Below are 21839 nucleotides of genomic sequence, written 5' to 3' on the forward strand. Positions count from 1 at the left end.
ATAACGACCACTTCACCGAAGTACGTCCGGCAGGCCCCGTTCAGCCGCTATGTTCCCCCCATGGTGACGAAGGCCGGATTACAGTGGGCTCAGGAATCGACCACGGAGGATTCGATGACCGCCGAGCCGCTCCCCGACTGGTTCATGCCACCGCCCGGCGGGTGGACCGCCGATGCCATGGACGACCTCCCTCCGGGCACCCCCCGGATGGAACTCATCGACGGAGCCCTCATCGTGATGTGTCCCCAGACCATGTTCCATGGCGATGCCATGTGGGAACTGGCGAACATCTTCAAGAAATCGGCCCCCGAGGGCATCCGGGTCTCGATGGAGATGACCACCAAACTCGGCAAGTACCAGCGCCCGGAACCGGATGTCCTGGTGTACCGGGATTCGGGAGAGCCCGCGAAGGAACGGCGCCGACGCACCCACGTCCGACCCGAGGACGTGCTCCTCGTGGTGGAGATCGTCTCCCCGGAATCCCGTTATCGGGACCACATGATCAAGCCGTACCGGTACGCCGATGCGGGCATCCCCCACTTCTGGCGGGTCGAGGACGAGGACGGCACGACCGCGATCCACGTCTACGAACTGGATGAGACGACCAAGAGCTACGTGCCCATCACCATCGCCCGGGGGACCCTGGAGATCACCCGGCCCTTCCCGATGACGATCGATGTCCAGGGGCTCGTCGACTGACGACCCGGCGATGTGTCCCGCCGAGGTCAGCGGGGGCGGTGGGCGGGGCGGCGGCGCCGGGCGGGCAGGGCGTCGCGGGCCAGGGCCGCGGCGCCGACCAGGCCCGCCTCGTTGCCCAGGGCCGCGGCCACCACACGGGCCTCGGGGCGGTAGCCCCGGCCGGTGAGCCCGCGCTCGAACGCCTCACGGGCGGGCCCCAGCAGCAGGTCGCCCGCCTCCGAGACACCCCCGCCGATCACGAACAGCTCCGGGTCGAAGGCCGCCGCGAGGTTCGCCAGCCCCGCCCCGAGCCACTGGCCGGCGTCGCGCATCAGCTCGGTGCAGGCGCGGTCGCCCTTGCGGGCCAGCTCGCTCACCAGCGGCCCGGTGATCCGCCGCACGTCGCCCCCCACGGCCTGGTGCAGCGCGCGAGCCACCGGGGACTCGGCGGCCACCAGCTCGCGCGCCTCCCGGGTGAGCGCGTTGCCGCTGGCGTACTGCTCCCAGCAGCCCCGGTTGCCGCACTCGCAGCGGTGCCCGCCCGGGACCACCGTCATGTGGCCGAACTCCCCGGCCAGGCCGTACCGGCCGCGGTACAGGCGCCCGTTCAGGACGATCGCCCCGCCGATGCCGGTGCCCAGGTTGACCACGACCACGTCATCGACCCCCTGGGCGGCGCCCGCGCTCACCTCCGCCCAGGCCGCGGCGTTGGCGTCGTTCTCCACCACCACGGGCAGGCCCAGGCGCGAGGACAGCGACTCCCGCAGCGGCTCCTCGCGCCAGGACAGGTGGGGGGCGAACAGCACGTTCGCGCGGTGCTGGTCCACGAACCCGGCCGCCCCCACGCCCACGGCGCGCACCGGGTGGCCCGAGCGCAGCTCCTCGACCACCGACACGATCGTGTCCTCCACGACCGCCGGGCTCTTGCTGCGCTCGGGCGTCTCGGTCCGCACACGCGCCAGCACCCGACCGCTCGGGGTGACCACACCCGCGGCGACCTTCGTCCCGCCGATGTCCACCCCGACCGTCAGGGCGTGCCCGTACCGCACCCGGTTCATCCGGTCCCCCCGGTCAGCCCAGCGCCGAACGCACCACCCCGGCGAGGCGCTCGGCGACCGCGGTCGCCTGCTCCTGCTCCGGGGCCTCCACCATGACGCGGACCTTGGGCTCGGTGCCGCTGGGCCGGATCAGGACCCGGCCGGTCCCGCCCAGCTCCTTCTCGGCCTCGCGCACCGCGGCCCACAGCTCCTCGGAGTCGGCGGCGCGGGACTTGTCCACGTCGGGGACATTGATGAGCACCTGCGGCAGGCGGGTCATCACCTTGGCCAGCTCCGCCAGCCCCTGCCCGCGGTGCGCCATGGCGGCCAGCAGGTGCAGGCCGGTGAGCACCCCGTCGCCGGTGGTGGCGTGGTCCAGCAGGATGACGTGCCCGGACTGCTCCCCGCCCAGGGAGAACCCGCCGCGCTTCATCTCCTCCAGCACGTAGCGGTCGCCCACCGCGGTCTCCGCCACGGCGATGCCCTCGCGCTCCATGGCCAGCTTCAGGCCGAGGTTGGACATGACCGTCACCACGAGGGTGTCCCCGGCCAGGCGGCCCGCCTCCTTGGCCTCAGAGGCCAGGATCGCGAGGATGTGGTCGCCGTCGACCACGGTGCCCCCGGCGTCCACGGCCAGGCAGCGGTCGGCGTCGCCGTCGTTGGCGATGCCCGCGTCGGCGCCGTGCAGCCGCACCGCCTCCTGGAGCGCCTCCAGGTGGGTCGAGCCGCACCCCTCGTTGATGTTGTGGCCGTCGGGCGCGTCGCCGATGGCGATGACCTCGGCGCCCGCCCGGCGCAGCGCCTCGGGGGCCACCAGCGAGGACGCGCCGTGGGCGCAGTCCACCACGACCTTGAGCCCGGCCAGGGAGTGCGGGACCGAGGCCAGCACGTGCCCGATGTAGCGCTCGGCGCCGTCGGCGGCGTCGGTGACCCGGCCCACGGCCGTGCCCACCGCCGGGGTCGAGGGCACGTCCAGCAGGCCCTCGATCTCGTCCTCCAGCGCGTCCTCCAGCTTGTGGCCGCCCCGGGCGAAGAACTTGATGCCGTTGTCCGGCGCCGGGTTGTGGCTCGCCGAGAGCATCACGCCGAAGTCGGCGTCGAGGTCACCGGTGAGGAAGGCCACCGCCGGCGTGGGCAGCACCCCCACCCGGACCACGTCCACACCCGTGCTGGCCAGCCCGGCCACCACCGCGGCCTCCAGGAACTCGCCGGAGGCGCGCGGGTCGCGGCCCACGACGGCTTTGGGGCGCCGCCCCTCGACCCTCGGCGCGAGCACCCGCGCCGCCGCGATGGACAACTCCAGAGCGAGCGTGGCGGTCAGGTCCCGCCCGGCGACCCCGCGTACACCATCCGTACCGAACAGCCGTCCCAAGGCGACAGCCCCCTTCAGAAGTGGCGCCGCGTCCGGCGCCGAGAAGATCAGTGTGACCGACAAGCCACGCGAAAAGGAAAGACCCGTACGACGCCCCCGAGTGTCGGGGACGGCGTACGGGTCGGAGCTCAGCCGAGCGCGAGCCGGCGCATGAGCCTTAGCGCTTGGAGAACTGCGGCGCCTTGCGGGCCTTCTTGAGACCGGCCTTCTTGCGCTCCACCTCACGGGCGTCGCGGGTCAGGAAGCCGGCCTTCTTGAGGGTCGGGCGGTTGTTCTCCGGGTCCAGGGACGCCAGCGCACGGGCGATGCCGTGGCGCAGGGCGCCGGCCTGGCCGCTGGGGCCACCGCCGCTCATCCGGGCGAAGACGTCGTAGGCGCCCTCGAACCCGAGCGAGACGAAGGGCTCCTTGATGGTCTGCTGGTGGACCTTGTCCGGGAAGTAGACCTCGAGCGGCTTGCCGTTGATCTTCCACTCACCCGCGCCGGGCGTGATGCGCACGCGGGCGATGGCCGTCTTGCGGCGGCCGGTGCCGGCGCTGGGGCCGGACGCGGTCGGCACGTAGGCGGCGACCGTCTCCTCGGACTCGCTCGTGTACTCGGAGGGGAACTCCTCCGGGTTCTCGGCGTACTCCTGCTCGATGTCTTCGATACCGGTGGGCTCGACCACGGTTCTCCTCGTGTTCTCTGTGAAGTCTCGCGAACGCCTAGGCGGGCTGCTCGATCTTGGTGATTTCGAACGGGACCGGCTGCTGGGCCTGGTGCGGGTGCTCCGGACCGGAGTACACCTTCAGCTTCTTGGCCATCTGGCGGCCGAGGGAGCCCTTGGGCAGCATGCCCTTGACGGCCTTCTCGACGGCCCGCTCGGGGTTCTTCTCCAGCAGCTCGGCGTAGCCGACGGAACGCAGACCGCCGGGGTAGCCGGAGTGCCGGTAGGCCCGCTTCTGCTCCAGCTTCTTGCCGGTCAGGGCGACCTTGTCGGCGTTCACGACGATCACGAAGTCGCCGGTGTCGATGTGGGGCGCGTAGTACGCCTTGTGCTTGCCCCGGAGGAGCGTGGCAACCTGGCTCGCCATACGCCCGAGCACGAGATCGGTGGCGTCGATGACGTGCCACTGACGCTGAACATCGTTTGGTTTGGGGCTGTAGGTGCGCACGATCGTTTGCCTTCGCTCTTCAGTCGGCTGCCCCATCCCCCTGGTTCGGGATGGTGGACTCGTATTACGAAACACACCCGCGGGCGCGGGGCGTTTGGACCGGACGTCCCGTGCCACATCGTCAGGACGATCCGGTGGTGAGTGCGCAGACGATGGTGCGTGGATCGGCACCGGGATCAGTGGATGTCCCGGGGCCCACGGCAACTCAAACGCACGACGGAATATCCTACTGGCCACCGTCGCGCAGGTCAAAGCCAGCGGTTGGGGCAGACCGGCAGGACCACGCTCGGCGGGGAAAGCGCCGGCACGGGGTCACATCCGTGACCTCTCCGCCTTTCATTATGCCCGTTGCGTGGAGTGCTTCGTCCTTTCCGCGCCCGGGTGTTGGTTACCCTTGCACCGAAAGGCCGGTCTCCGCCCGGAACGACGGGCGCCGACGAGATGCCCGTCACCCCGGCGCGCCAGCGGAAAAACCGCGGGCACGGGCTTTGGTCAAGTCCCATCCCCAACGCCTCCGGAGACTCCCATCAGTACCCATCCGAACCCGCCGCAGTACGGTCCCGACGGGCCGGAGCCCGGTGACGGCCAAGACCTGCTCGGATCCGCCCCCGCGAACCCCCAGTACCCCTCCGCTCCCCGGGCGCCGCAGGCGCAGCCGCCTCAGCCCCCTCAGGGGGGACAGCCCATCCCCGGGCACGGCGCCCCCTCCGGGCCGCAGGCGCCGAGCGCCCCATTCGCCCCGAGCGGGCCGCACCCGGCCTACCCGGGACACCGGCCCCCCTCCGGGCCGCAGACGCCGCAGGCGCCGACGCAGGGCCCCTCCGGGGCCCCCGGCGCCCCCTCGGGCCCGCAGGCGCCGCAGAACCCGTACACCCGGCCCGCGGGCACCCCGCCGACCGGACAGTACCAGGGCGCGCCCCTCCCCCCGGCCCAGAACCCTCCCGGCGCGCCGCTGCCGCCCAACCAGACGCAGGGCGGGGCCCTGCCCCCCACCCACACCCAGGGCGGGCCGGTCCCCGGCGGACCGCTGCCTCCCAACCAGACCCAGGGCGGACCGGTCCCGGGCGCGCCCCTGCCGCCCCCGCCGAACCACGGCGGACCGGCCCAGGGCGGACCGCCGCCCAACCAGACGCAGGGCGGAGCCCTGCCCCCCACCCACACCCAGGGCGGGCCTCTGCCCGCGCTCCAGAACCCGCCGGGCGCGCCGATGGGGCCGGGCGCCCGCCCCCCGGCGCCGCACGCCCCCCACCCGCAGGCACAGCACCCGCAGGCACAGCTCCCCCAGGCCCCGTACGCCGCGCCGACCGGCGGCCAGCCGTCCATGGCCCCGCGCCCGCCGGGCACCGGCCCGCAGGCCCCCAGGCCCCCGGTCCCCACGCGCCGCAGGGCCCGTGCCCGGCCAGCCGCCGCCCGCCCCGTACGCCGCCCCGACCGGCGGCCGGCCCCCGATGGCGCCGGCGCCCGGCGCGCCGATGGGCCCGCCCCCCGGCGCGGTGCCCCCCGGCCCGCCCGCGCCCGAGCCGGTGTTCCCGCCCGACGCCATGGGCGCCACCCAGCAGATCTCCGCCGTCCCGGCGGGCCGCGGCGACAACCGGCCGCTCTTCCGCGACGAGGTCCCCGAGGACGCCGGTGCGGACACCGCCCAATTCGACGTCCGGGCCGTCGACGACTACGACGACTACGAGGGCGGGTACGACGACTACGGCCCCTACGACGACGGGGCCGCCAAGCGCCGCAAGGCCCTGATGATCGGCGGGTTCGCCGTCGCCCTCGTGCTCGTCGGCGGCGGGACCTTCTACTTCGCCAGCGGCGGCCTGGGCGGCTCCTCCGGCAACGCCACCACCGTCTCCAGCGAGGACGACGACCCGGGGGCGCTGGCCGCCGAGACCCTCTTCCCCGAGACCCTGGAGATCGAGGGCCAGGGCTCGTTCTCCCGGGTGGCCGTGGACGAGACCGAGGACTGCGCCGCCGGCGCCCACGGCGACTACGGCACCGTGCTCGCCGACAACGGCTGCCGCCAGCTGGTCCGCGCCTCCTACCTGAGCGAGGACGAGGGACAGGCCGTCACCGTCGGCGTCGCCGCGATGGCCGACGCCGAGAGCGCCACCACCGCCCTGGACGCCCAGAACCTGAACGACGCCCAGTGGTTCGCCGGGCTGGCCGGCGAGGAGGGCTCCCCCGCCGAGCGCCTGGGGCACGCGGGCGGCCACGGCAGCGGCGGCCAGTGGGGCCGCTACCTGCTCTTCTCCCTGGCCACCAACAGCGACGGGGGCGAAGAGGGCGCCGAGGACCTGGCCCCGGTCAGCGAGGGCTTCCTGGAGACGGCCTACGACCGGCTGTCCGAGGACCGCGGCTGACCCGCGCCGCCGAAGCCGAAGGGGACGTCCGGGCGGACGTCCCCTTCGTGTTCGTCCCGGCCGCCCCCTGAGGGCGCCCGGCCGGCGGCGGTCCCTAACGGCAGGGCAGCTCGCGGACGCGGCGGGTGGCGGAGGCGCGGGCGGCCAGCTCCTCGTCGGCCGGGTAGCGCACCTCCTCCAGGCTCAGCCCCTGCGGGCCGACCACGTGCACGGCCGGGTCCCGCACCGCGGCGCCCAGCACCCGGGCGGGCCAGTCGACCGGGCGGCGGCCGTCGCCCACCGCCAGCAGGCAGCCCACCAGGGCGCGGACCATGTTGTGGCAGAACGCGTCCGCCTGGATCGTGCCGTGGAGCAGGTGCGGGCCCACCCGCTCCCACTCCAGGCGCAGCAGCTCGCGGATGGTCGTGGCGCCCTCCCGCTTCTTGCAGAACGCCGCGAAGTCGTGCTCCCCGCGCAGCCGCTCGGCCGCCGCGTTCATGCGGTCCGCGTCCAGCGGGTTCTTGTGCCACAGCACGTCCCGGCGCAGCAGCGGGTCCACCCCGTAGGGCGCGTCGCTCACCCGGTACAGGTAGCGGCGGAACAGCGGGGAGAAGCGCGCGTCGAACCCGGGCGGGGCCGGGCGGGCAGCGGACACCCGCACGTCGGGCGGCAGCACGCCGGCCAGTCGGCGCAGCACCCGCTCCCCCTCGCGCTCCCACGTCCCCGCGGGCACGTCGGCCTGGGCCACCTGGCCGCGGGCGTGCACCCCGGCGTCGGTGCGCCCGGCGCAGGTCAGCGACACCTGGGGCAGGCGCAGCACCCGGGCCAGGGCGGACTCCAGCTCGCCCTGGACGGTGCGCCGGTTCGGCTGTACCGCCCACCCGGAGAAGTCCGTGCCGTCGTAGGCCACGTCGAACCGGATCCGGATCGTCGGCTCCGGCACCTCGTTCATCTCGTCCGTCACATCGGTCCCATCGACACCTCGGAAAACACGAGTGCCCGACCCCTGCGGGATCGGGCACTCGTCCGGTCGGTGTGCACCCGGGATGCGCCCGTGTGCCTCACACCCGACCTACTTGCTCTCGGAGTTCTCCTCGGCCGGGGCCTCGGCGGCCTCGGTGGCCTCCGCGCTCTCCTCGGCCTTGGTCTCCTCGACCTGGGCCTCCTCGGCCTTGGTCTCCTCGACCGGCTCGGCCGGGGCAGCGGCGGCGGCCGGCTTGGCGGCCAGCGCCTCGACCAGCTCGATGACCGCCATCGGGGCGTTGTCACCCTTGCGCGGACCGATCTTGGTGATACGGGTGTAACCACCGGGACGGTTCTCGTAGCGCGGGCCGATCTCGGTGAAGAGCTCGTGCACCACGGACTTGTCCGTGATCTTGGTCAGCACCTGGCGGCGGGCGTGCAGGTCACCGCGCTTGCCGAGGGTGATGAGCTTCTCGGCGTAGGGGCGCAGGCGCTTGGCCTTGGCCTCCGTGGTGCGGATGCGGCCGTGCTGGAACAGCGAGGTGGCGAGGTTCGCCAGGATGTGCCGCTCGTGAGCGGGCCCGGAACCCAGACGGGCGCCCTTGGTAGGCGTGGGCATGGTGTCGTTCTCCTAGTGATGCGGTCCACGGCCGCACTCGGCCGGGGACCATGGGGCGACGAAGGTCAGTACTGCTCCGTCTCGACGAAGGACTCGCCCTCGTCGTCATCGGAGCCGAAGGAGTCGGCCGCGGTGCCGGGGTCGAATCCGGGCGGGGAGTCCTTCAGCGACAGGCCCATGTCGACGAGCTTCTGCTTCACCTCGTCGATGGACTTGGCACCGAAGTTGCGGATGTCCAACAGGTCCTGCTCGGAGCGGGCAACCAGCTCACCGACGCTGTGGATGCCCTCACGCTTGAGGCAGTTGTAGGACCGGACCGTGAGGTTGAGGTCCTCGATCGGCAGCGCCAGGTCGGCCGCCAGGGCGGCGTCCGTCGGCGACGGGCCCATGTCGATGCCCTCGGCGTCGACGTTGAGCTCGCGGGCCAGACCGAACAGCTCCACCAGCGTCTTACCGGCGCTCGCCACGGCGTCACGGGGACGGATCGCGGGCTTGGTCTCGATGTCGACGATCAGGCGGTCGAAGTCGGTGCGCTGCTCGACTCGGGTGGCCTCGACCTTGTAGGTCACACGCAGGACCGGCGAGTAGATGGAGTCGATCGGGATCCGACCGATCTCCTGTCCGGCCTGCTTGTTCTGCGTCGCCGAAACGTAGCCGCGGCCGCGCTCGACCGTCAGCTCCATCTCCAGCTTGCCCTTGCCGTTGAGCGTGGCGATGTGCAGGTCGGGGTTGTGCACCTCGACACCGGCCGGCGGAGCGATGTCCGCGGCGGTCACCACACCCGGGCCCTGCTTGCGCAGGTACATCAGCACCGGCTCGTCGTGCTCGGAGCTGACGACCAGGCCCTTGAGGTTGAGGATCATCTCCGTGACGTCCTCCTTGACACCGGGCACGGTGGTGAACTCGTGCTCGACGCCCTCGATCCGGATGCTGGTGACGGCCGCACCCGGGATGGAGGACAGGAGGGTCCTGCGCAGAGAGTTTCCGATGGTGTAGCCGAAGCCCGGCTCCAGCGGCTCGATGACGAACTTCGAGCGCAGGTCCGAGAGCGGCTCCTCGGTCAGCGTGGGACGCTGTGCGATCAGCATGGTCCGTGTTTCCCTTCCACATGGCCGCCCGCTATTTGACGGCCACCGACGGGCACCGGCGAGGTGCCCGCATTTCCACTCGGATTCCTACCCGGCCCGCGCGGTCCCGGAGCGTCTCCGGGGCCGGCGCGGGTTCAAGCGCGGCGGGGCGCCCGCGTGGATAGGACCGCGGGCGCCACGGCCGGGATCAGACCCGGCGGCGCTTGGGCGGACGGCAGCCGTTGTGCGGCACCGGGGTGACGTCCTGGATCGAGCCGACCTCCAGCCCGGTCGCCTGCAGCGAGCGGATGGCGGTCTCGCGGCCCGAGCCCGGCCCCTTCACGAAGACGTCCACCTTGCGGACGCCGTGCTCCTGCGCGCGGCGGGCGGCGGCCTCGGCGGCCATCTGCGCGGCGTAGGGGGTCGACTTGCGCGAACCCTTGAAGCCCACCTGGCCGGAGCTGGCCCACGAGATCACGGCACCGGTCGGGTCCGTGATGCTCACGATCGTGTTGTTGAACGTGCTCTTGATGTGAGCGTGTCCGTGGACAATGTTCTTCTTTTCCTTGCGGCGCACCTTGCGCGCAGCACCCTGACGGCCCTTAGGCGGCATGAGCGAAACTCCCAGAGATCATCGGTCCGTTGTTGTCTCGGACGCGGTCGAAAGGTCCGAGCGGACTACTTCTTACCGGCCTTCTTCTTACCGGCCACGGTCTTCTTCTTGCCCTTGCGGGTGCGCGCGTTGGTCTGGGTGCGCTGGCCGCGGACCGGGAGGCCACGGCGGTGGCGGATGCCCTGGTAGCTGCCGATCTCCATCTTGCGACGGATGTCGGCCTGCACCTCGCGGCGCAGGTCACCCTCGACCTGGTAGTTCGCGCCGATCCACTCGCGCAGCTTGACCAGGTCCTCTTCGGACAGCTGGTACACGCGGGTGTTGCCGTCGACACCGGTTTCCTTCAGGGTCTCGAGCGCGCGGGTGCGGCCGATCCCGAAGATGTACGTGAGAGCGATCTCCACCCGCTTGTCGCGGGGAAGGTCGACGCCTTCAATACGTGCCATGTGGGCGAAACTCCATCCATGCCTTCGCGGAGGTCTGACCCGCTCCACCCTCTCGTCGCCCAATCGACGAGGCCCCGGCCTCCGACCGGGGGTTCTCCCCGGGCCGGCCGCGTCGCGCGGCGCCCGGAGATCGGAACAGGTTGTTCGTTGTGTGATGCGGTCCCGCACCGGGGGCACTCCCCCGATCGGGTCCTGCGGCGTGAAGCCGCGGCCGGCGGGCCGGGGTGGTTAACCCTGGCGCTGCTTGTGCCGCGGGTCCGCGCAGATGACCATGATCCGACGGTTGCGACGGATCACGCGGCACTTCGCGCAGATCTTCTTGACGCTCGGCTTGACCTTCATGGTGACTCCGAACTCGGAGCCGTCCCGGCCGTGGGGCCCGGACGGTCTACTTGTAGCGGTAAACGATGCGCCCGCGCGTGAGGTCGTACGGGCTCAACTCCACGACGACGCGGTCGTCGGGGAGAATGCGGATGTAGTTCATCCGCATCTTGCCGCTGATGTGGGCAAGGACCTGGTGCCCGTTGTCGAGCTCTACCTTGAACATCGCGTTGGGTAGGGACTCGACAACGGAGCCCTCGATCTCGATGGCGCCGTCTTTCTTGGCCATGTCCTCCACGCCTCGCTCATCAACTGGTCGATCATGACAACCCGACGCGACCCCGGTGTCCCTTCACACGACGCGAAGGCACCGACGACGGGGGGACCCGCGTCGCCGACACCGAGGACACTGGAAGATCGGGCCAACTGCAAGAGCGGTACGTCGCTGGAAGGACGTGGTGCGAAGAAGGCAGACTGACCCAACAGCCCGCGTATGGGCAATGACAGTCTATCCCCTCGGGGCAACCACTCCGGACCGCGACCCGTACCGCCCCCGGCCACAACGCCGCGGCCGGGCGTTCTCTTCCCGGTCCGCGCCCTCTCGGTCCCCGGAACCCCGGCGGCACGCCCCTTCGGGCCCGCTCCGCCCCGGTCCGCGCCCGGCGGGGCTACTCCCCGATCTCGTCCCGGCGGCCGCGGCCGCTGGCCAGGACGCCGACGGTGACGACGGACATCACGATCCCCCAGGGCCCCAGGACCCACAGGAACCACGGATAGTCGTAGTCCGTGGTGAGGTAGAGGATGAACCAGATCACGAAGCACAGGACGTTGACCCCGGCGTAGAGCATCCAGGGCACCATCAGCGCCGGGTCGCGCAGGGTCAGGACCGGAGGGGCCGCCCCCTCCTCCCGGCGCGGCGCGGCGCCGCGGACCTCCGCGAGGTCGCGTTCGGGCAGGTCCTGGGTGACCACCTCGAGCTCGTCCACGGTCCGCGCCTTGTAGGCGCGGCCCAGGCGCTCGGTGAACTCCTCGTGGTCCAGCCGCCCCTGCGCGAAGTGCTCCTGGAGGAGCTGCGCGACGCGGTCGCGGTCGGCATCGGACGTACGGGTCGACGGAACCGGGTCGGACACTGCGCGCACCTCGCATCCCGTGAGTGCTGCCGTCCCCCGCGCCGGGCGGCGGGAGCCGGGCCCGGCCTACCAGGCGGGCTGGACGAATCCCATTCGAGAGATCTTATCCCGGTCCGACTCGCGGGCGGTGAGCACGAGCGGGCCGTCCGCGGTGATCGCGACCGAGTGCTCGAAGTGCGCGGCGCGTCTGCCGTCCCGGGTCACCACGGTCCAGCCGTCGTCCAGCTGGAGGACGTCGTGGCGGCCCAGGGTGGTCATCGGCTCGATGGCCAGGCACATGCCCTCGACGAGCTTGAGGCCCTTGCCCCGGCGCCCGTGGTTGAGGACGTGCGGCTCCATGTGCATCTCGGTGCCGATGCCGTGGCCGCCGTACTCGCGGACGTTGCCGTAGCCGCCGTTGGCGGAGATGTAGTGGTCGATCGCGTGGCCGATGTCGCCCAGGCGCTTGCCGGGCCGCAGCTCGGCGATGCCCCGCCACATCGACTCCTCGCAGACCTCCATCATCCGCAGGTCCTCGGGGCGGGCCTCGCCGACCGCGACGGTGATCGCCGAGTCGCCGTGCCAGCCCTCCAGGACGGCCCCGCAGTCGATGGAGATGATGTCGCCCTCGGCCAGCACCCGGTCGGCGCCGGGGATGCCGTGGACGACCTCCTCGTTGACGGACGCGCAGATGGAGCCGGGGAACCCGTGGTAGCCCTTGAACGAGGGGGTCGCGCCGGCGTCGCGGATGACCTTCTCCGCCAGCGCGTCCAGTTCGAGGGTGGACACCCCGGGCCGCACCGCGGCCCGGAGTGTGTCCAGGGCGCGGGCCACGACCCGGCCCGCCTCCCTCATCAGGGCGATCTGCTCCGGCGTCTTGATCTGCACGCCGTTCGCCTTGCCGAACATCAGGACCCGGCCCCGGCCTTGCCCTCGATGGCGGCCATGGCCCGGCCGGTCACCTCGGCCACGGGACCCGTGGCCGCGATGGTGGCCAGCAGGCCCTCCTTCTCGTAGTACTCCACGAGCGGGGCGGTCTGCTCGCGGTAGACCTTCAGCCGGTGGCGGATGGTCTCCTCGCGGTCGTCCTCGCGCTGGTACAGCTCGGCACCGTCGTCGTCACAGCGCCCCTCGGTCTTGGGGGCGTCGTACTCGACGTGGTAGACCCGGCCGCACTGCGGACACGAGCGGCGGCCCGAGAGCCGGCGCACGACCTCGTCCTCGTCGACCCTCAGTTCCAGGACGACGTCGAGCCGGGTGTCGAGGTCGCGGAGCATGCCCTTGAGCGTCTCCGCCTGGGGGACGTTGCGGGGGAACCCGTCGAGCAGGAAGCCCCCGGCCGCGTCGTCCCGGGCGAGCCGGTCCTTGACCATGGCGTTGGTGACCTCGTCGGGGACGAGGTCACCCCGGTCCATGTACTCCTTGGCCTTCTTACCGAGTTCCGTGCCACCGCTGACGTTGGCCCGGAAGATGTCGCCTGTGGACACCTTCGGGATCGACAGCTCGGCCGCGAGGATCTGGGCCTGGGTGCCTTTGCCGGCCCCAGGCGGCCCCACCAATACAGCACGCATTTATCGCAGAAAACCTTCGTAGTTCCTCTGCTGGAGGTGACTCTCGATCTGCTTCACCGTGTCCAGCCCGACACCGACCATGATCAGGATGCTCGTACCGCCGAACGGGAAGTTGGCGCTGGCGGCGCCGGTGGCGCCCAGGGCGACCATCGGCAGCAGAGCGATCACACCCAGGTACAGAGAGCCGGGAGTCGTCAGCCGGGTGAGCACGAAGTCGAGATACTCGGCGGTCGGACGCCCTGGTCGGATACCCGGGATGAAACCACCGTACTTCTTCATGTTGTCGGCGACCTCAGTGGGGTTGAAGGTAATCGCGACGTAGAAGAACGCGAAACCGACGATCATCACGAAGAAGGTCACCATGTACACGGGGTGTGTACCGGTGAGGAAGTACGTGGAGATGAAGTTCACCACGCGGTTGTCCGAGTCCTGGCCCAGGAGGCCGACCAGGAGCTGCGGGAGGTACAGCAGCGAGGAGGCGAAGATCACGGGGATGATGCCCGCCTGGTTCACCTTGAGGGGGATGTAGGTCGAGCTGCCCCCGTACATCCGGCGGCCCACCATGCGCTTGGCGTACTGGACCGGGATGCGGCGCTGGGCCTGCTCCATGAACACCACGGCCGCGATCAGGGCCAGGCCCGCGATGCAGATGACCGTGAAGATCCAGACCGAGCGCTCCTGGTAGAGGCTCATGATCGAGGCGGGGAACATCGCGACGACCTGGGTGAAGATCAGCAGCGACATACCGTTGCCCACGCCGCGCTCGGTGATGAGCTCGCCGAACCACATGATGATGCAGGTACCGGCGGTCATCACGAAGACGATGGTCACCAGGGTGAGGATGTCCTGGTTGGGCATGTAGGAGCTGACCGGGATGGCCCCCTGGAACAGGGCGCCCGTCCGGGCCATGGCGACGATGCTGGTGGCCTGCAGGACCGCGAGCATCAGCGTCAGGTAGCGGGTGTACTGGGTGATCTTGCTCTGCCCGGCCTGGCCCTCCTTCTTGAGGGCCTCCAGGCGGGGGATGACCACCGTCAGCAGGTTGATGATGATGCTCGCGGTGATGTAGGGCATCACACCGAGCGCGAACACCGCCAGTTGCAGGAGGGCGCCACCACTGAACAGGTTGACGAGCGCGTACACACCGGACTGGTCGCCCGCCGTGATGATCTCCATCTGGTCGCGGATCGCGGCCGAGTCGATACCCGGCGCGGGGATCACCGAACCCAGACGGAACAGCGTCAGGATGAACAGTGTGAACAGCAACTTGTTACGCAGGTCGGGCGTGCGGAATGCACGAACGAACGCACCTAGCACGTCTCCTCCTGCGCGGCTTCGGCGGCGGAACGGATTCCAGACATCGCGGCCGATCCTGAATCGTCGTTGAACGGCAGCCCCGGGCGGTGGCCCGGTGCTCGGAAGTACTCACACTACGTCAAGCGGTGAGGTCAAACAGATGGCACTGTAACAGCCATCACCGTGCTGTTGAGTTCGCGAGTCATAACGATCAACACTCACAAGCACGCGGGGCGCCCGCCGGCCCGATCGTTCTCCGACCGGCCCGGGCGGGCGCCCCAGTGTGCGCATGCGGGGTTGACCCCTACAGCTCGGTGACGGTGCCACCGGCCGCGGTGATCTTCTCCTTCGCCGAGGCGGAGAACGCGTCAGCGCTCACCTGCACGGCGACGGTGATCTCACCGGTGCCCAGCACCTTGACGAGCTCGTTCTTGCGAACGGCGCCCTTGGCGACCAGCGTGGCCACGGTGACCTCGCCGCCCTCCGGGAACAGCTCGCTCAGCTTGTCCAGGTTGACGACCTGGTAGGTCTTCTTGAACCTGGCGTTGCTGAAGCCCTTGAGCTTGGGCACCCGGCGGATGAGGGGCATCTGCCCGCCCTCGAAGCCGGGGCGGACGGTGTTACGAGCCTTGGTGCCCTTGGTGCCGCGACCGGCGGTCTTGCCCTTGGACGCCTCGCCGCGACCCTTGCGGATCTTGGCCTTGTTGGCGCCCGGGGCGGGCCGCAGGTGGTGCAGCTTGAGCAGCTCGTCGGGGTTGTAGTCGCTCATTCCGCGACCTCCTCGACAGTGACCAGGTGCGAGACGATCATGAGCTGGCCGCGCACCTCGGGACGGTCCTCACGGACGGTGGACTTGCCGATCCGGCCCAGGCCCAGCGACTGCAGAGCAGCGTGCTGCTTCTTCTTGCCGCCGATCTTGGAACGGGTCTGCGTGATCTTGAGCTTGGCCATGGTCAGGCTCCTGCCTTCGCCTCAGCACGAGCGCGCAGCATGGCGGCCGGGGCGACGTCCTCGATCGGCAGGCCACGGCGGGCGGCGATCTCCTCGGGCTGGTTGAGCCCCTTGAGCGCGGCGACCGTGGCGTGCACGATGTTCAGCGGGTTGGACGACCCGAGCGACTTGCTCAGGATGTCGTGGATGCCGGCGCACTCCAGGACGGCGCGCACGGGGCCGCCGGCGATGACACCGGTACCCGGGGCGGCCGGACGGAGCAGGACGACGCCGGCGGCGGCCTCACCCTGGACCCGGTGCGTGATCGTGCCCTGGATGCGGGGGACGCGGAAGAAGTTCTTCTTCGCCTCCTCGACACCCTTGGCGATCGCGGCCGGGACCTCCTTGGCCTTGCCGTAACCCACACCGACCATGCCGTTGCCGTCGCCGACGACGACCAGGGCGGTGAAGGAGAAGCGACGGCCGCCCTTGACGACCTTCGCGACCCGGTTGATGGTCACGACCTTCTCGATGTAGGAGACACCCTTGTCTGCGGCGCCGCCGCGGCGATCGTCACGGCGATCACGCCGCTCGCCACCGGCGCCGCGCCGCGGTGCTGCAGCCATCAGTGGTTCCTCTTCTCGTGGTTGTTCTCAGCCTTTACAGAGGTCATACGCCTAGAACTCCAGCCCGCCCTCGCGCGCCGCGTCGGCGAGCTTGGCGATCCGGCCGGCGTACTGGAACCCGCCGCGGTCGAAGACCACGGTGGTGACGCCGGCGGCCTTCGCACGCTCCGCGATGAGGCGGCCGACCTGCGCGGACTTGTCCGACTTGGTGCCCTCGAAGGAGCGCAGGTCCGTCTCGACGCTGGAGGCCGCGACCAGGGTGTGACCCTTGGTGTCGTCGATGACCTGGGCGACGATGTGCTTGGAGGAGCGGAACACGGCCAGGCGCGGACGCTCGGCGGTGCCGAAGATCTTCTTGCGGACGCGGAACTGGCGGCGCGCACGCGAGGTCGCGCGCTTGGCGGTCCGCTTGCGGGCCACGGTGATACCCATGCCTACTTACCAGCCTTTCCGGCCTTGCGGCGGATGTGCTCACCCTGGTACCGCACGCCCTTGGCCTTGTACGGGTCGGGCTTGCGCAGACTGCGGATGTTCGCCGCGACCTGACCCACGAGCTGCTTGTCGATGCCCTCCACGTGGAGGAGCGTGGGCTTCTCGACGCGGAAGGTGATGCCCTCCGGGGGCTCCACCACGACGGGGTGGCTGTAGCCCAGCGAGAACTCCAGGTTGGAGCCGCGGGCCTGGACGCGGTAACCGACGCCGTGGATCTCCAGGGTCTTGGCGTACCCCTTGGAGACACCCTCGACCAGGTTCGCCAGCAGCGCACGGGTCAGCCCGTGCAGCGAGCGGTTCTCCGGCTTGTCGTCCGGGCGGGACACCGTGACGACGCCTTCGGCGTCCTTCGCGACGGTGATCGGCTCGGCGACGGTGTGCTTGAGTTCGCCCTTCGGCCCCTTGACAGTGACGTCTTGCCCGTTAATCGTGACTTCGACGCCCTTGGGGGCCGAGATCGGCAGTCGACCGATACGCGACATGCTTCAATCTCTCCCTGGTTACCAGACGTAGGCGAGGACTTCGCCGCCAACGCCGTTCTTCTTGGCCTGCTTGTCGGTCATCAGGCCGCCGGACGTCGAAATGATCGCCACGCCGAGGCCCCCGAGGACCCGGGGCAGGTTCTCCTTCTTGGCGTACACCCGCAGACCGGGCTTGGAGACCCGTCGGATGCCCGCGATCGAACGCTCCCGGGTGGGGCCGTACTTCAGGTCCAGGACGAGGTTCTTGCCCACCTGGGCGTCCTCGCTCCGCCAGCCCTGAATGAAGCCCTCCTGCTGGAGGATCTCGGCGATGTGCGCCTTGATCTTGGAATACGGCATGGCCACGGTGTCGTGGTAAGCCGAATTCGCGTTACGCAGACGCGTCAACATGTCTGCGATCGGGTCGGTCATTGTCATGGCCGACTGGCCCTTCCTCACCGCGGTTTCCGTGTGCGGGTCTTTCCAGAACCCGTTCCCCGCGTGAACCCGCGGGGACGCACGACCGGACCTTCGGCGTGGTCGTGGGCACCGCCGTCCCTCCCGGGACTGCCGTGCCCTGATTGGTTGAGATCATGCCGTTCCGCCCGTGAGGGGGCGGACACTTTGTGAGACGCCGTGCGGCGCCTCGGTGGGGCCGAGCGCCGCGCACACCGTCCGAGGGGGACGGGCGCGGGTCGGCCCCGCCGGGGACTACCAGCTCGACTTGGTGATACCGGGCAGCTCGCCCCGGTGGGCCATCTCGCGGAAGCAGATACGGCACAGGCCGAACTTCCGGAAGACGGCGCGCGGGCGACCGCACCGCGAGCATCGAGTATACGCGCGAACGCCGAACTTCGGCTTCCGCTGCGCCTTGGCGATCAGAGCCTTCTTAGCCATCTGTGCTTACCCCTCAGGCTTCCTTGAACGGGAAACCGAGCCGCTTGAGCAGGCTGCGGCCCTGGTCGTCGTTGATCGCGCTGGTGACGACGGTGATGTCCATCCCACGCACGCGGTCGACCTTGTCCGGGTCCACCTCGTGGAACATGACCTGCTCGGTCAGACCGAAGGTGTAGTTGCCGTTCCCGTCGAACTGCTTCGGGGAAAGGCCACGGAAGTCCCGGATCCGGGGCAGCGCCAGGGAGAGCAGCCGGTCGAGGAACTCCCACATCCGGTCGCCGCGCAGCGTGACGCTGGCGCCGATCGGCTGGCCCTCGCGCAGCTTGAACTGCGCGATGGAGTTCTTCGCCCGGTTGATCCGCGGCTTCTGCCCGGTGATCGCCGACAGGTCGGCGATCGCGCCCTGGATGAGCTTGGCGTCACGCGCCGCCTCACCGACACCCATGTTGACCACGATCTTCGTCAGACCGGGGACCTGCATGATGTTGGTGATGCCGTGCTCGTCCTTGAGGGCCGGAACGATCTCGTTCCGGTACTTCTCCTTGAGCCGCGGCATCGGCGGGGCCGTGATGTCGTTGGTAACCGTCATCAGATGTCCTTACCGGTGCGGCGGGAGACCCGAACCTTGGTTCCGTCTTCCTCGAAGCGGTAGCCCACCCGGGCGGCCTTGCCGTCTTCCACGAGCGCGACGTTGCTCACGTGGATCGGGGCCTCCTTGGTGACGACCTCGCCCTGCTGGCCGCCCGCCGGGTTGGCCTTCCTGTGCTTCTTGACCAGGTTGACGCCCTCGACGACGACACGGTCCTCCTTGGGCAGGGCCTTGACGACCTTGCCCGTGGCACCCTTGTCCTTGCCGGCGATGACGATGACCTCGTCGCCAGATTTGATCTTCATCGCCTACAGCACCTCCGGCGCAAGCGAAATGATGCGCATGTACTTCTTGTCCCGCAGCTCGCGGCCCACCGGGCCGAAGATACGGGTGCCTCGCGGGTCCCCACCGTCCTTGATGAGCACGGCAGCGTTCTCATCGAAGCGGATGTAGGAGCCGTCGGGCCGGCGGCGCTCCTTGACGGTGCGCACGACAACGGCCTTGACGACGTCGCCCTTCTTGACTCCAGCGCCAGGCAGGGCGTCCTTCACCGTGGCGACGATCGTGTCGCCGATCCCGGCGTAGCGCCGACCCGAGCCACCGAGAACACGGATGGTGAGAATCTCCTTCGCACCCGTGTTGTCGGCGACCTTGAGTCGCGACTCCTGCTGAATCACGTCTGCTCCTGATGTGATGCGTGCGGTCCACTGCCGCACGGCTAGGTGGTCTGCACCCCTCGCGCCGGCGGCCGACAACGGGTGTCGGCCGCCGACAGGCTGGGGTTACTTAGCCTTCTCCAGGATCTCCACGACGCGCCAACGCTTCGTCGCAGAGAGCGGCCGCGTCTCCATGACCCGGACGCGGTCGCCGACGCCGCAGGAGTTCGCCTCGTCGTGCGCCTTGTACTTGGTCGTACGGCGGATGACCTTGCCGTAAAGGGCGTGCTTCACACGGTCCTCGACCTCGACGACGACGGTCTTGTCCATCTTGTCGCTGACGACGTAGCCCTCGCGCACCTTGCGGTAGCTGCGAGCCTCGGTCTGGTTCTCACTCATTCGGCTGCTTCCTTCGACTCCTGCGCCGACTCACCAGACAGCGGGGCGATACCCAGCTCGTGCTCGCGCAGGATCGTGTAGATCCGCGCGATCTCGCGCTTGACGGTGCGCAGTCGGCTGTGGTTGTCGAGCTGACCGGTCGCGGCCTGGAAGCGGAGGTTGAAGAGCTCGGCCTTGGCTTCCTTCAGCTTCTCGGCCAGGTCCTCGACGGACTGGTCGCGGAGCTCCTGGGCAGTCACGGACTTGGCCATCACTCCCCCTCCCGCTTAACGAACTTGCACTTCATCGGGAGCTTGTGCATGGCACGGCGCATCGCCTCCTTGGCGATGTCCTCGGGCACGCCCGACAGCTCGAACATCACACGACCGGGCTTGACCGGCGCGACCCACCACTCCGGGGAACCCTTACCGGAACCCATGCGGACCTCGGCGGGCTTCTTCGTCAGCGGGCGGTCCGGGAAGATGTTGATCCAGACCTTGCCGCCACGCTTGATGTGACGCGTCATGGCGATACGAGCGGACTCGATCTGCCGGTTGGTCACGTAAGCCGACTCCAGAGCCTGGATGCCGAACTCACCGAAGTTGACGGTCGTGCCGCCCTTGGCCTTGCCGCGCAGGTCCGGGTGGTGCTGCTTGCGGTACTTGACCTTACGAGGAATAAGCACTGGTCAGCTCCCCTCGGACTGAGCGGACTCGGCCGGGGCCTTGGCCTCGGCGTTCTGCGGCTGACCGCCACCGGCGGCACCGCCGCGACGACGGCGCTGCGGGCGCTCGCGGCGCTGACCGCCGCCGCCACCGCCACCGCCGGCGGAGCGCTGCGCGGCCTGGGCCGCCTCGCGCTCGGCGCGGGTGGCCGGAGCGTCACCCTTGTAGATCCAGACCTTCACACCGATGCGGCCGAAGGTCGTACGGGCCTCGAAGAAGCCGTAGTCGATGTCGGCGCGCAGGGTGTGCAGCGGCACGCGACCCTCGCGGTAGAACTCCGAGCGGGACATCTCGGCCCCGCCCAGACGGCCACCGCACTGGATCCGGATGCCCTTGGCACCGGACTTGATCGCGCTCTGCATGGCCTTGCGCATCGCGCGGCGGAAGGCCACGCGGCTGCTCAGCTGCTCGGCGACGCCCTGGGCGACCAGCTGCGCGTCGATCTCCGGGTTCTTGACCTCGAAGACGTTCAGCTGGACCTGCTTGGAGGTCAGCTTCTCGAGGTCGGTCCGGATGCGGTCGGCCTCCACGCCGCGGCGGCCGATGACGATGCCCGGCCGGGCGGTGTAGACGTCGACGCGGACGCGGTCGCGGGTGCGCTCGATCTCGACCTTGGAGATGCCGGCGCGCTCCATGCCGCGGGTCAGCATGCGGCGGATCGCGACGTCTTCCTTGACGTAGTCCTTGTAGGACTTGTCGGCGTACCAGCGGCTCTTGAAGTCGGTGGTGACGCCGAGGCGGAACCCGTGCGGGTTAACCTTCTGCCCCACTATCGGGTCCTTTCCTTGGTCTTGGACGAGGCGCCCGAGCGCTCGGCGACGACCACGGTGATGTGGCTCGTACGCTTGGTGACTCGGAAGGCCCGGCCGAAGCCACGGGGTCGAATGCGCTTCAGGGTCGGACCCTCGTCCACCCAGGCGCCCTCGACGACCAGCGACTCGCGGTCCAGCTTGTCGTTGTGCTCAGCGTTGGCGATGGCACTGGCCAGTACCTTGCCAACAGGCTCGCTCGCCGACTGGGGCGCGAACCGGAGCACCGCCTGTGCCTCGTCAGCGGGCAACCCGCGAATAAGGTCCACCACCCGGCGGGCCTTTCGGGGCGTAACACGGACGAACCGTGCCTGTGCCCTCGTTCCCATCGCTTTTCCCTCGCTCACGGAAATTCATCTCCACTCACCGTGGAGAACGTGGTTCTTACTGCCTGTTGCAACCGACTAACGGCGGCTACGGCGGTCTTCCTTGACGTGGCTGCGGAAAGTACGCGTGGGAGCGAACTCGCCGAGCTTGTGGCCGACCATGGACTCGGACACGAACACGGGGACGTGCTTGCGACCGTCGTGGACGGCGATGGTGTGGCCGATCATCTCGGGGATGATCATGGACCGACGGGACCACGTCTTGATGACGTTCTTGGTGTTGGCCTCGTTCTGCGACTCCACCTTCTTGAGAAGGTGGTCGTCGACGAACGGGCCCTTCTTCAGGCTACGTGGCATCAGACGTGCTC

33 protein-coding genes are annotated in these 21839 nt (G+C 69.8%); 2 read left to right on the top strand and 31 right to left on the bottom strand.

Features of this window, described 5'->3' with window-relative positions:
- Window positions 1-114: 114 nt before the first annotated feature.
- The gene (locus KGD84_RS28210; protein WP_220563374.1) at window positions 115-699 is read left to right on the top strand and encodes a Uma2 family endonuclease; all 585 of its coding nucleotides are present in this window, start codon (window positions 115-117) and stop codon (window positions 697-699) included.
- Between the two features lie 26 nt (window positions 700-725).
- On the opposite strand, the gene KGD84_RS28215 is transcribed toward KGD84_RS28210, so the two are convergent.
- From KGD84_RS28215 to rplM, 4 genes are all read right to left on the bottom strand, one after another.
- The gene (locus KGD84_RS28215; protein ID WP_220563375.1) at window positions 726-1736 is read right to left on the bottom strand and encodes an ROK family glucokinase; all 1011 of its coding nucleotides are present in this window, start codon (window positions 1734-1736) and stop codon (window positions 726-728) included.
- A gap of 13 nt (window positions 1737-1749) precedes the next feature.
- Window positions 1750-3087 carry a phosphoglucosamine mutase gene (glmM, locus tag KGD84_RS28220; RefSeq protein ID WP_220563376.1) on the bottom strand — a complete coding sequence of 446 codons (1338 nt, stop codon included), beginning with the start codon at window positions 3085-3087 and terminating at the stop codon, window positions 1750-1752.
- 157 nt (window positions 3088-3244) lie between these two features.
- A complete protein-coding gene (gene rpsI / locus KGD84_RS28225) occupies window positions 3245-3754 on the bottom strand; it encodes a 30S ribosomal protein S9 (RefSeq protein ID WP_220563377.1) in 510 nt (169 codons plus the stop codon).
- Window positions 3755-3791: 37 nt separating this feature from the next.
- Window positions 3792-4241 carry a 50S ribosomal protein L13 gene (gene rplM, locus KGD84_RS28230; RefSeq protein ID WP_220563378.1) on the bottom strand — a complete coding sequence of 150 codons (450 nt, stop codon included), beginning with the start codon at window positions 4239-4241 and terminating at the stop codon, window positions 3792-3794.
- Window positions 4242-5713: 1472 nt separating this feature from the next.
- On the opposite strand from rplM, the gene KGD84_RS28235 reads away from it, so the two are divergent.
- Entirely contained in the window at window positions 5714-6598 is an 885-nt protein-coding gene (locus KGD84_RS28235) for a hypothetical protein (protein ID WP_260697166.1), read from the top strand.
- A gap of 94 nt (window positions 6599-6692) precedes the next feature.
- Here KGD84_RS28235 and truA read toward each other — a convergent pair whose 3' ends face one another.
- The 27 genes from truA to rpsS form a co-directional block, all read right to left on the bottom strand.
- On the bottom strand, window positions 6693-7529 hold the full coding sequence (gene truA, locus KGD84_RS28240; protein ID WP_220565355.1) for a tRNA pseudouridine(38-40) synthase TruA: 837 nt from the start codon (window positions 7527-7529) through the stop codon (window positions 6693-6695).
- 120 nt (window positions 7530-7649) lie between these two features.
- The gene (gene rplQ / locus KGD84_RS28245; protein ID WP_220563379.1) at window positions 7650-8159 is read right to left on the bottom strand and encodes a 50S ribosomal protein L17; all 510 of its coding nucleotides are present in this window, start codon (window positions 8157-8159) and stop codon (window positions 7650-7652) included.
- Window positions 8160-8224: 65 nt separating this feature from the next.
- Window positions 8225-9247 carry a DNA-directed RNA polymerase subunit alpha gene (locus tag KGD84_RS28250; protein ID WP_220563380.1) on the bottom strand — a complete coding sequence of 341 codons (1023 nt, stop codon included), beginning with the start codon at window positions 9245-9247 and terminating at the stop codon, window positions 8225-8227.
- Window positions 9248-9434: 187 nt separating this feature from the next.
- On the bottom strand, window positions 9435-9839 hold the full coding sequence (gene rpsK / locus KGD84_RS28255) for a 30S ribosomal protein S11 (protein ID WP_013156138.1): 405 nt from the start codon (window positions 9837-9839) through the stop codon (window positions 9435-9437).
- Window positions 9840-9904: 65 nt separating this feature from the next.
- A complete protein-coding gene (rpsM, locus tag KGD84_RS28260; RefSeq protein ID WP_220563381.1) occupies window positions 9905-10285 on the bottom strand; it encodes a 30S ribosomal protein S13 in 381 nt (126 codons plus the stop codon).
- Window positions 10286-10513: 228 nt separating this feature from the next.
- Complete coding sequence (gene rpmJ, locus KGD84_RS28265; RefSeq protein ID WP_073382354.1) at window positions 10514-10627, bottom strand: 50S ribosomal protein L36; 114 nt, start codon at window positions 10625-10627, stop codon at window positions 10514-10516.
- 46 nt (window positions 10628-10673) lie between these two features.
- Entirely contained in the window at window positions 10674-10895 is a 222-nt protein-coding gene (gene infA, locus KGD84_RS28270; RefSeq protein WP_013156135.1) for a translation initiation factor IF-1, read from the bottom strand.
- Between the two features lie 379 nt (window positions 10896-11274).
- Window positions 11275-11736: a DUF1707 domain-containing protein gene (locus KGD84_RS28275; protein WP_220563382.1), complete on the bottom strand. Its 462-nt coding sequence runs from the start codon at window positions 11734-11736 to the stop codon at window positions 11275-11277.
- Window positions 11737-11802: 66 nt separating this feature from the next.
- Window positions 11803-12624 (bottom strand): type I methionyl aminopeptidase, encoded by an 822-nt coding sequence (gene map / locus KGD84_RS28280; protein WP_220563383.1) that lies wholly within the window; start codon window positions 12622-12624, stop codon window positions 11803-11805.
- Entirely contained in the window at window positions 12624-13286 is a 663-nt protein-coding gene (locus KGD84_RS28285; RefSeq protein ID WP_220563384.1) for an adenylate kinase, read from the bottom strand. Before KGD84_RS28285 ends, map begins: the two co-directional genes overlap by 1 nt.
- Window positions 13287-14603 carry a preprotein translocase subunit SecY gene (gene secY / locus KGD84_RS28290; RefSeq protein WP_220563385.1) on the bottom strand — a complete coding sequence of 439 codons (1317 nt, stop codon included), beginning with the start codon at window positions 14601-14603 and terminating at the stop codon, window positions 13287-13289.
- 283 nt (window positions 14604-14886) lie between these two features.
- Window positions 14887-15351: a 50S ribosomal protein L15 gene (gene rplO, locus KGD84_RS28295; RefSeq protein WP_220563386.1), complete on the bottom strand. Its 465-nt coding sequence runs from the start codon at window positions 15349-15351 to the stop codon at window positions 14887-14889.
- On the bottom strand, window positions 15348-15533 hold the full coding sequence (gene rpmD / locus KGD84_RS28300) for a 50S ribosomal protein L30 (protein WP_220563387.1): 186 nt from the start codon (window positions 15531-15533) through the stop codon (window positions 15348-15350). The genes rplO and rpmD overlap by 4 nt, the downstream gene beginning before the upstream one ends.
- 2 nt (window positions 15534-15535) lie before the next feature.
- The gene (gene rpsE, locus KGD84_RS28305) at window positions 15536-16138 is read right to left on the bottom strand and encodes a 30S ribosomal protein S5 (RefSeq protein ID WP_073382340.1); all 603 of its coding nucleotides are present in this window, start codon (window positions 16136-16138) and stop codon (window positions 15536-15538) included.
- Between the two features lie 51 nt (window positions 16139-16189).
- Complete coding sequence (gene rplR / locus KGD84_RS28310; RefSeq protein WP_220563388.1) at window positions 16190-16570, bottom strand: 50S ribosomal protein L18; 381 nt, start codon at window positions 16568-16570, stop codon at window positions 16190-16192.
- 2 nt (window positions 16571-16572) lie between these two features.
- A complete protein-coding gene (gene rplF, locus KGD84_RS28315) occupies window positions 16573-17112 on the bottom strand; it encodes a 50S ribosomal protein L6 (protein ID WP_220563389.1) in 540 nt (179 codons plus the stop codon).
- 18 nt (window positions 17113-17130) lie between these two features.
- Complete coding sequence (rpsH, locus tag KGD84_RS28320; RefSeq protein ID WP_220563390.1) at window positions 17131-17529, bottom strand: 30S ribosomal protein S8; 399 nt, start codon at window positions 17527-17529, stop codon at window positions 17131-17133.
- A gap of 273 nt (window positions 17530-17802) precedes the next feature.
- Window positions 17803-17988 (bottom strand): type Z 30S ribosomal protein S14, encoded by a 186-nt coding sequence (locus KGD84_RS28325; RefSeq protein WP_220563391.1) that lies wholly within the window; start codon window positions 17986-17988, stop codon window positions 17803-17805.
- A gap of 13 nt (window positions 17989-18001) precedes the next feature.
- Window positions 18002-18577, bottom strand: a complete 576-nt coding sequence (gene rplE, locus KGD84_RS28330) for a 50S ribosomal protein L5 (RefSeq protein ID WP_220563392.1) — start codon at window positions 18575-18577, stop codon at window positions 18002-18004.
- Window positions 18577-18882 (bottom strand): 50S ribosomal protein L24, encoded by a 306-nt coding sequence (gene rplX, locus KGD84_RS28335; RefSeq protein WP_220563393.1) that lies wholly within the window; start codon window positions 18880-18882, stop codon window positions 18577-18579. The genes rplE and rplX overlap by 1 nt, the downstream gene beginning before the upstream one ends.
- A gap of 3 nt (window positions 18883-18885) precedes the next feature.
- A complete protein-coding gene (gene rplN / locus KGD84_RS28340; protein ID WP_013156121.1) occupies window positions 18886-19254 on the bottom strand; it encodes a 50S ribosomal protein L14 in 369 nt (122 codons plus the stop codon).
- A gap of 105 nt (window positions 19255-19359) precedes the next feature.
- Window positions 19360-19632 carry a 30S ribosomal protein S17 gene (rpsQ, locus tag KGD84_RS28345; RefSeq protein WP_220563394.1) on the bottom strand — a complete coding sequence of 91 codons (273 nt, stop codon included), beginning with the start codon at window positions 19630-19632 and terminating at the stop codon, window positions 19360-19362.
- Window positions 19629-19883, bottom strand: a complete 255-nt coding sequence (gene rpmC, locus KGD84_RS28350) for a 50S ribosomal protein L29 (protein WP_073382437.1) — start codon at window positions 19881-19883, stop codon at window positions 19629-19631. Before rpmC ends, rpsQ begins: the two co-directional genes overlap by 4 nt.
- Entirely contained in the window at window positions 19883-20296 is a 414-nt protein-coding gene (gene rplP, locus KGD84_RS28355; protein WP_220563395.1) for a 50S ribosomal protein L16, read from the bottom strand. Before rplP ends, rpmC begins: the two co-directional genes overlap by 1 nt.
- Before the next feature lie 3 nt (window positions 20297-20299).
- A complete protein-coding gene (gene rpsC / locus KGD84_RS28360) occupies window positions 20300-21106 on the bottom strand; it encodes a 30S ribosomal protein S3 (RefSeq protein ID WP_220563396.1) in 807 nt (268 codons plus the stop codon).
- The gene (rplV, locus tag KGD84_RS28365; RefSeq protein ID WP_073382319.1) at window positions 21106-21474 is read right to left on the bottom strand and encodes a 50S ribosomal protein L22; all 369 of its coding nucleotides are present in this window, start codon (window positions 21472-21474) and stop codon (window positions 21106-21108) included. The genes rpsC and rplV overlap by 1 nt, the downstream gene beginning before the upstream one ends.
- Before the next feature lie 75 nt (window positions 21475-21549).
- Window positions 21550-21828: a 30S ribosomal protein S19 gene (rpsS, locus tag KGD84_RS28370; RefSeq protein ID WP_220563397.1), complete on the bottom strand. Its 279-nt coding sequence runs from the start codon at window positions 21826-21828 to the stop codon at window positions 21550-21552.
- Window positions 21829-21839: the final 11 nt, after the last annotated feature.

This window comes from Nocardiopsis changdeensis (assembly GCF_018316655.1).
Classification (GTDB): domain Bacteria; phylum Actinomycetota; class Actinomycetes; order Streptosporangiales; family Streptosporangiaceae; genus Nocardiopsis; species Nocardiopsis changdeensis.

What these genes read in the sequence shown, in the direction of transcription:
- map (WP_220563383.1), bottom strand. Translation starts at nt 12,624, where the DNA reads ATGTTCGGCAAGGCGAACGGCGTGCAGATCAAGACGCCGGAGCAGATC.
- KGD84_RS28285 (WP_220563384.1), bottom strand. Translation starts at nt 13,286, where the DNA reads ATGCGTGCTGTATTGGTGGGGCCGCCTGGGGCCGGCAAAGGCACCCAG.
- infA (WP_013156135.1), bottom strand. Translation starts at nt 10,895, where the DNA reads ATGGCCAAGAAAGACGGCGCCATCGAGATCGAGGGCTCCGTTGTCGAG.
- rpsS (WP_220563397.1), bottom strand. Translation starts at nt 21,828, where the DNA reads ATGCCACGTAGCCTGAAGAAGGGCCCGTTCGTCGACGACCACCTTCTC.
- rpsH (WP_220563390.1), bottom strand. Translation starts at nt 17,529, where the DNA reads ATGACAATGACCGACCCGATCGCAGACATGTTGACGCGTCTGCGTAAC.
- KGD84_RS28235 (WP_260697166.1), top strand. Translation starts at nt 5,714, where the DNA reads ATGGGCCCGCCCCCCGGCGCGGTGCCCCCCGGCCCGCCCGCGCCCGAG.
- rpsM (WP_220563381.1), bottom strand. Translation starts at nt 10,285, where the DNA reads ATGGCACGTATTGAAGGCGTCGACCTTCCCCGCGACAAGCGGGTGGAG.
- truA (WP_220565355.1), bottom strand. Translation starts at nt 7,529, where the DNA reads ATGAACGAGGTGCCGGAGCCGACGATCCGGATCCGGTTCGACGTGGCC.
- rplR (WP_220563388.1), bottom strand. Translation starts at nt 16,570, where the DNA reads ATGGGTATCACCGTGGCCCGCAAGCGGACCGCCAAGCGCGCGACCTCG.
- KGD84_RS28215 (WP_220563375.1), bottom strand. Translation starts at nt 1,736, where the DNA reads ATGAACCGGGTGCGGTACGGGCACGCCCTGACGGTCGGGGTGGACATC.
- KGD84_RS28325 (WP_220563391.1), bottom strand. Translation starts at nt 17,988, where the DNA reads ATGGCTAAGAAGGCTCTGATCGCCAAGGCGCAGCGGAAGCCGAAGTTC.
- rpmC (WP_073382437.1), bottom strand. Translation starts at nt 19,883, where the DNA reads ATGGCCAAGTCCGTGACTGCCCAGGAGCTCCGCGACCAGTCCGTCGAG.
- rpsK (WP_013156138.1), bottom strand. Translation starts at nt 9,839, where the DNA reads ATGCCGCCTAAGGGCCGTCAGGGTGCTGCGCGCAAGGTGCGCCGCAAG.
- rplV (WP_073382319.1), bottom strand. Translation starts at nt 21,474, where the DNA reads ATGGGAACGAGGGCACAGGCACGGTTCGTCCGTGTTACGCCCCGAAAG.
- KGD84_RS28210 (WP_220563374.1), top strand. Translation starts at nt 115, where the DNA reads ATGACCGCCGAGCCGCTCCCCGACTGGTTCATGCCACCGCCCGGCGGG.
- KGD84_RS28250 (WP_220563380.1), bottom strand. Translation starts at nt 9,247, where the DNA reads ATGCTGATCGCACAGCGTCCCACGCTGACCGAGGAGCCGCTCTCGGAC.
- rpsE (WP_073382340.1), bottom strand. Translation starts at nt 16,138, where the DNA reads ATGGCTGCAGCACCGCGGCGCGGCGCCGGTGGCGAGCGGCGTGATCGC.
- rpmJ (WP_073382354.1), bottom strand. Translation starts at nt 10,627, where the DNA reads ATGAAGGTCAAGCCGAGCGTCAAGAAGATCTGCGCGAAGTGCCGCGTG.
- rplQ (WP_220563379.1), bottom strand. Translation starts at nt 8,159, where the DNA reads ATGCCCACGCCTACCAAGGGCGCCCGTCTGGGTTCCGGGCCCGCTCAC.
- rplE (WP_220563392.1), bottom strand. Translation starts at nt 18,577, where the DNA reads ATGACGGTTACCAACGACATCACGGCCCCGCCGATGCCGCGGCTCAAG.
- rplO (WP_220563386.1), bottom strand. Translation starts at nt 15,351, where the DNA reads ATGAGCGACTACAACCCCGACGAGCTGCTCAAGCTGCACCACCTGCGG.
- rpsQ (WP_220563394.1), bottom strand. Translation starts at nt 19,632, where the DNA reads ATGAGTGAGAACCAGACCGAGGCTCGCAGCTACCGCAAGGTGCGCGAG.
- rplF (WP_220563389.1), bottom strand. Translation starts at nt 17,112, where the DNA reads ATGTCGCGTATCGGTCGACTGCCGATCTCGGCCCCCAAGGGCGTCGAA.
- rplX (WP_220563393.1), bottom strand. Translation starts at nt 18,882, where the DNA reads ATGAAGATCAAATCTGGCGACGAGGTCATCGTCATCGCCGGCAAGGAC.
- rpmD (WP_220563387.1), bottom strand. Translation starts at nt 15,533, where the DNA reads ATGGCCAAGCTCAAGATCACGCAGACCCGTTCCAAGATCGGCGGCAAG.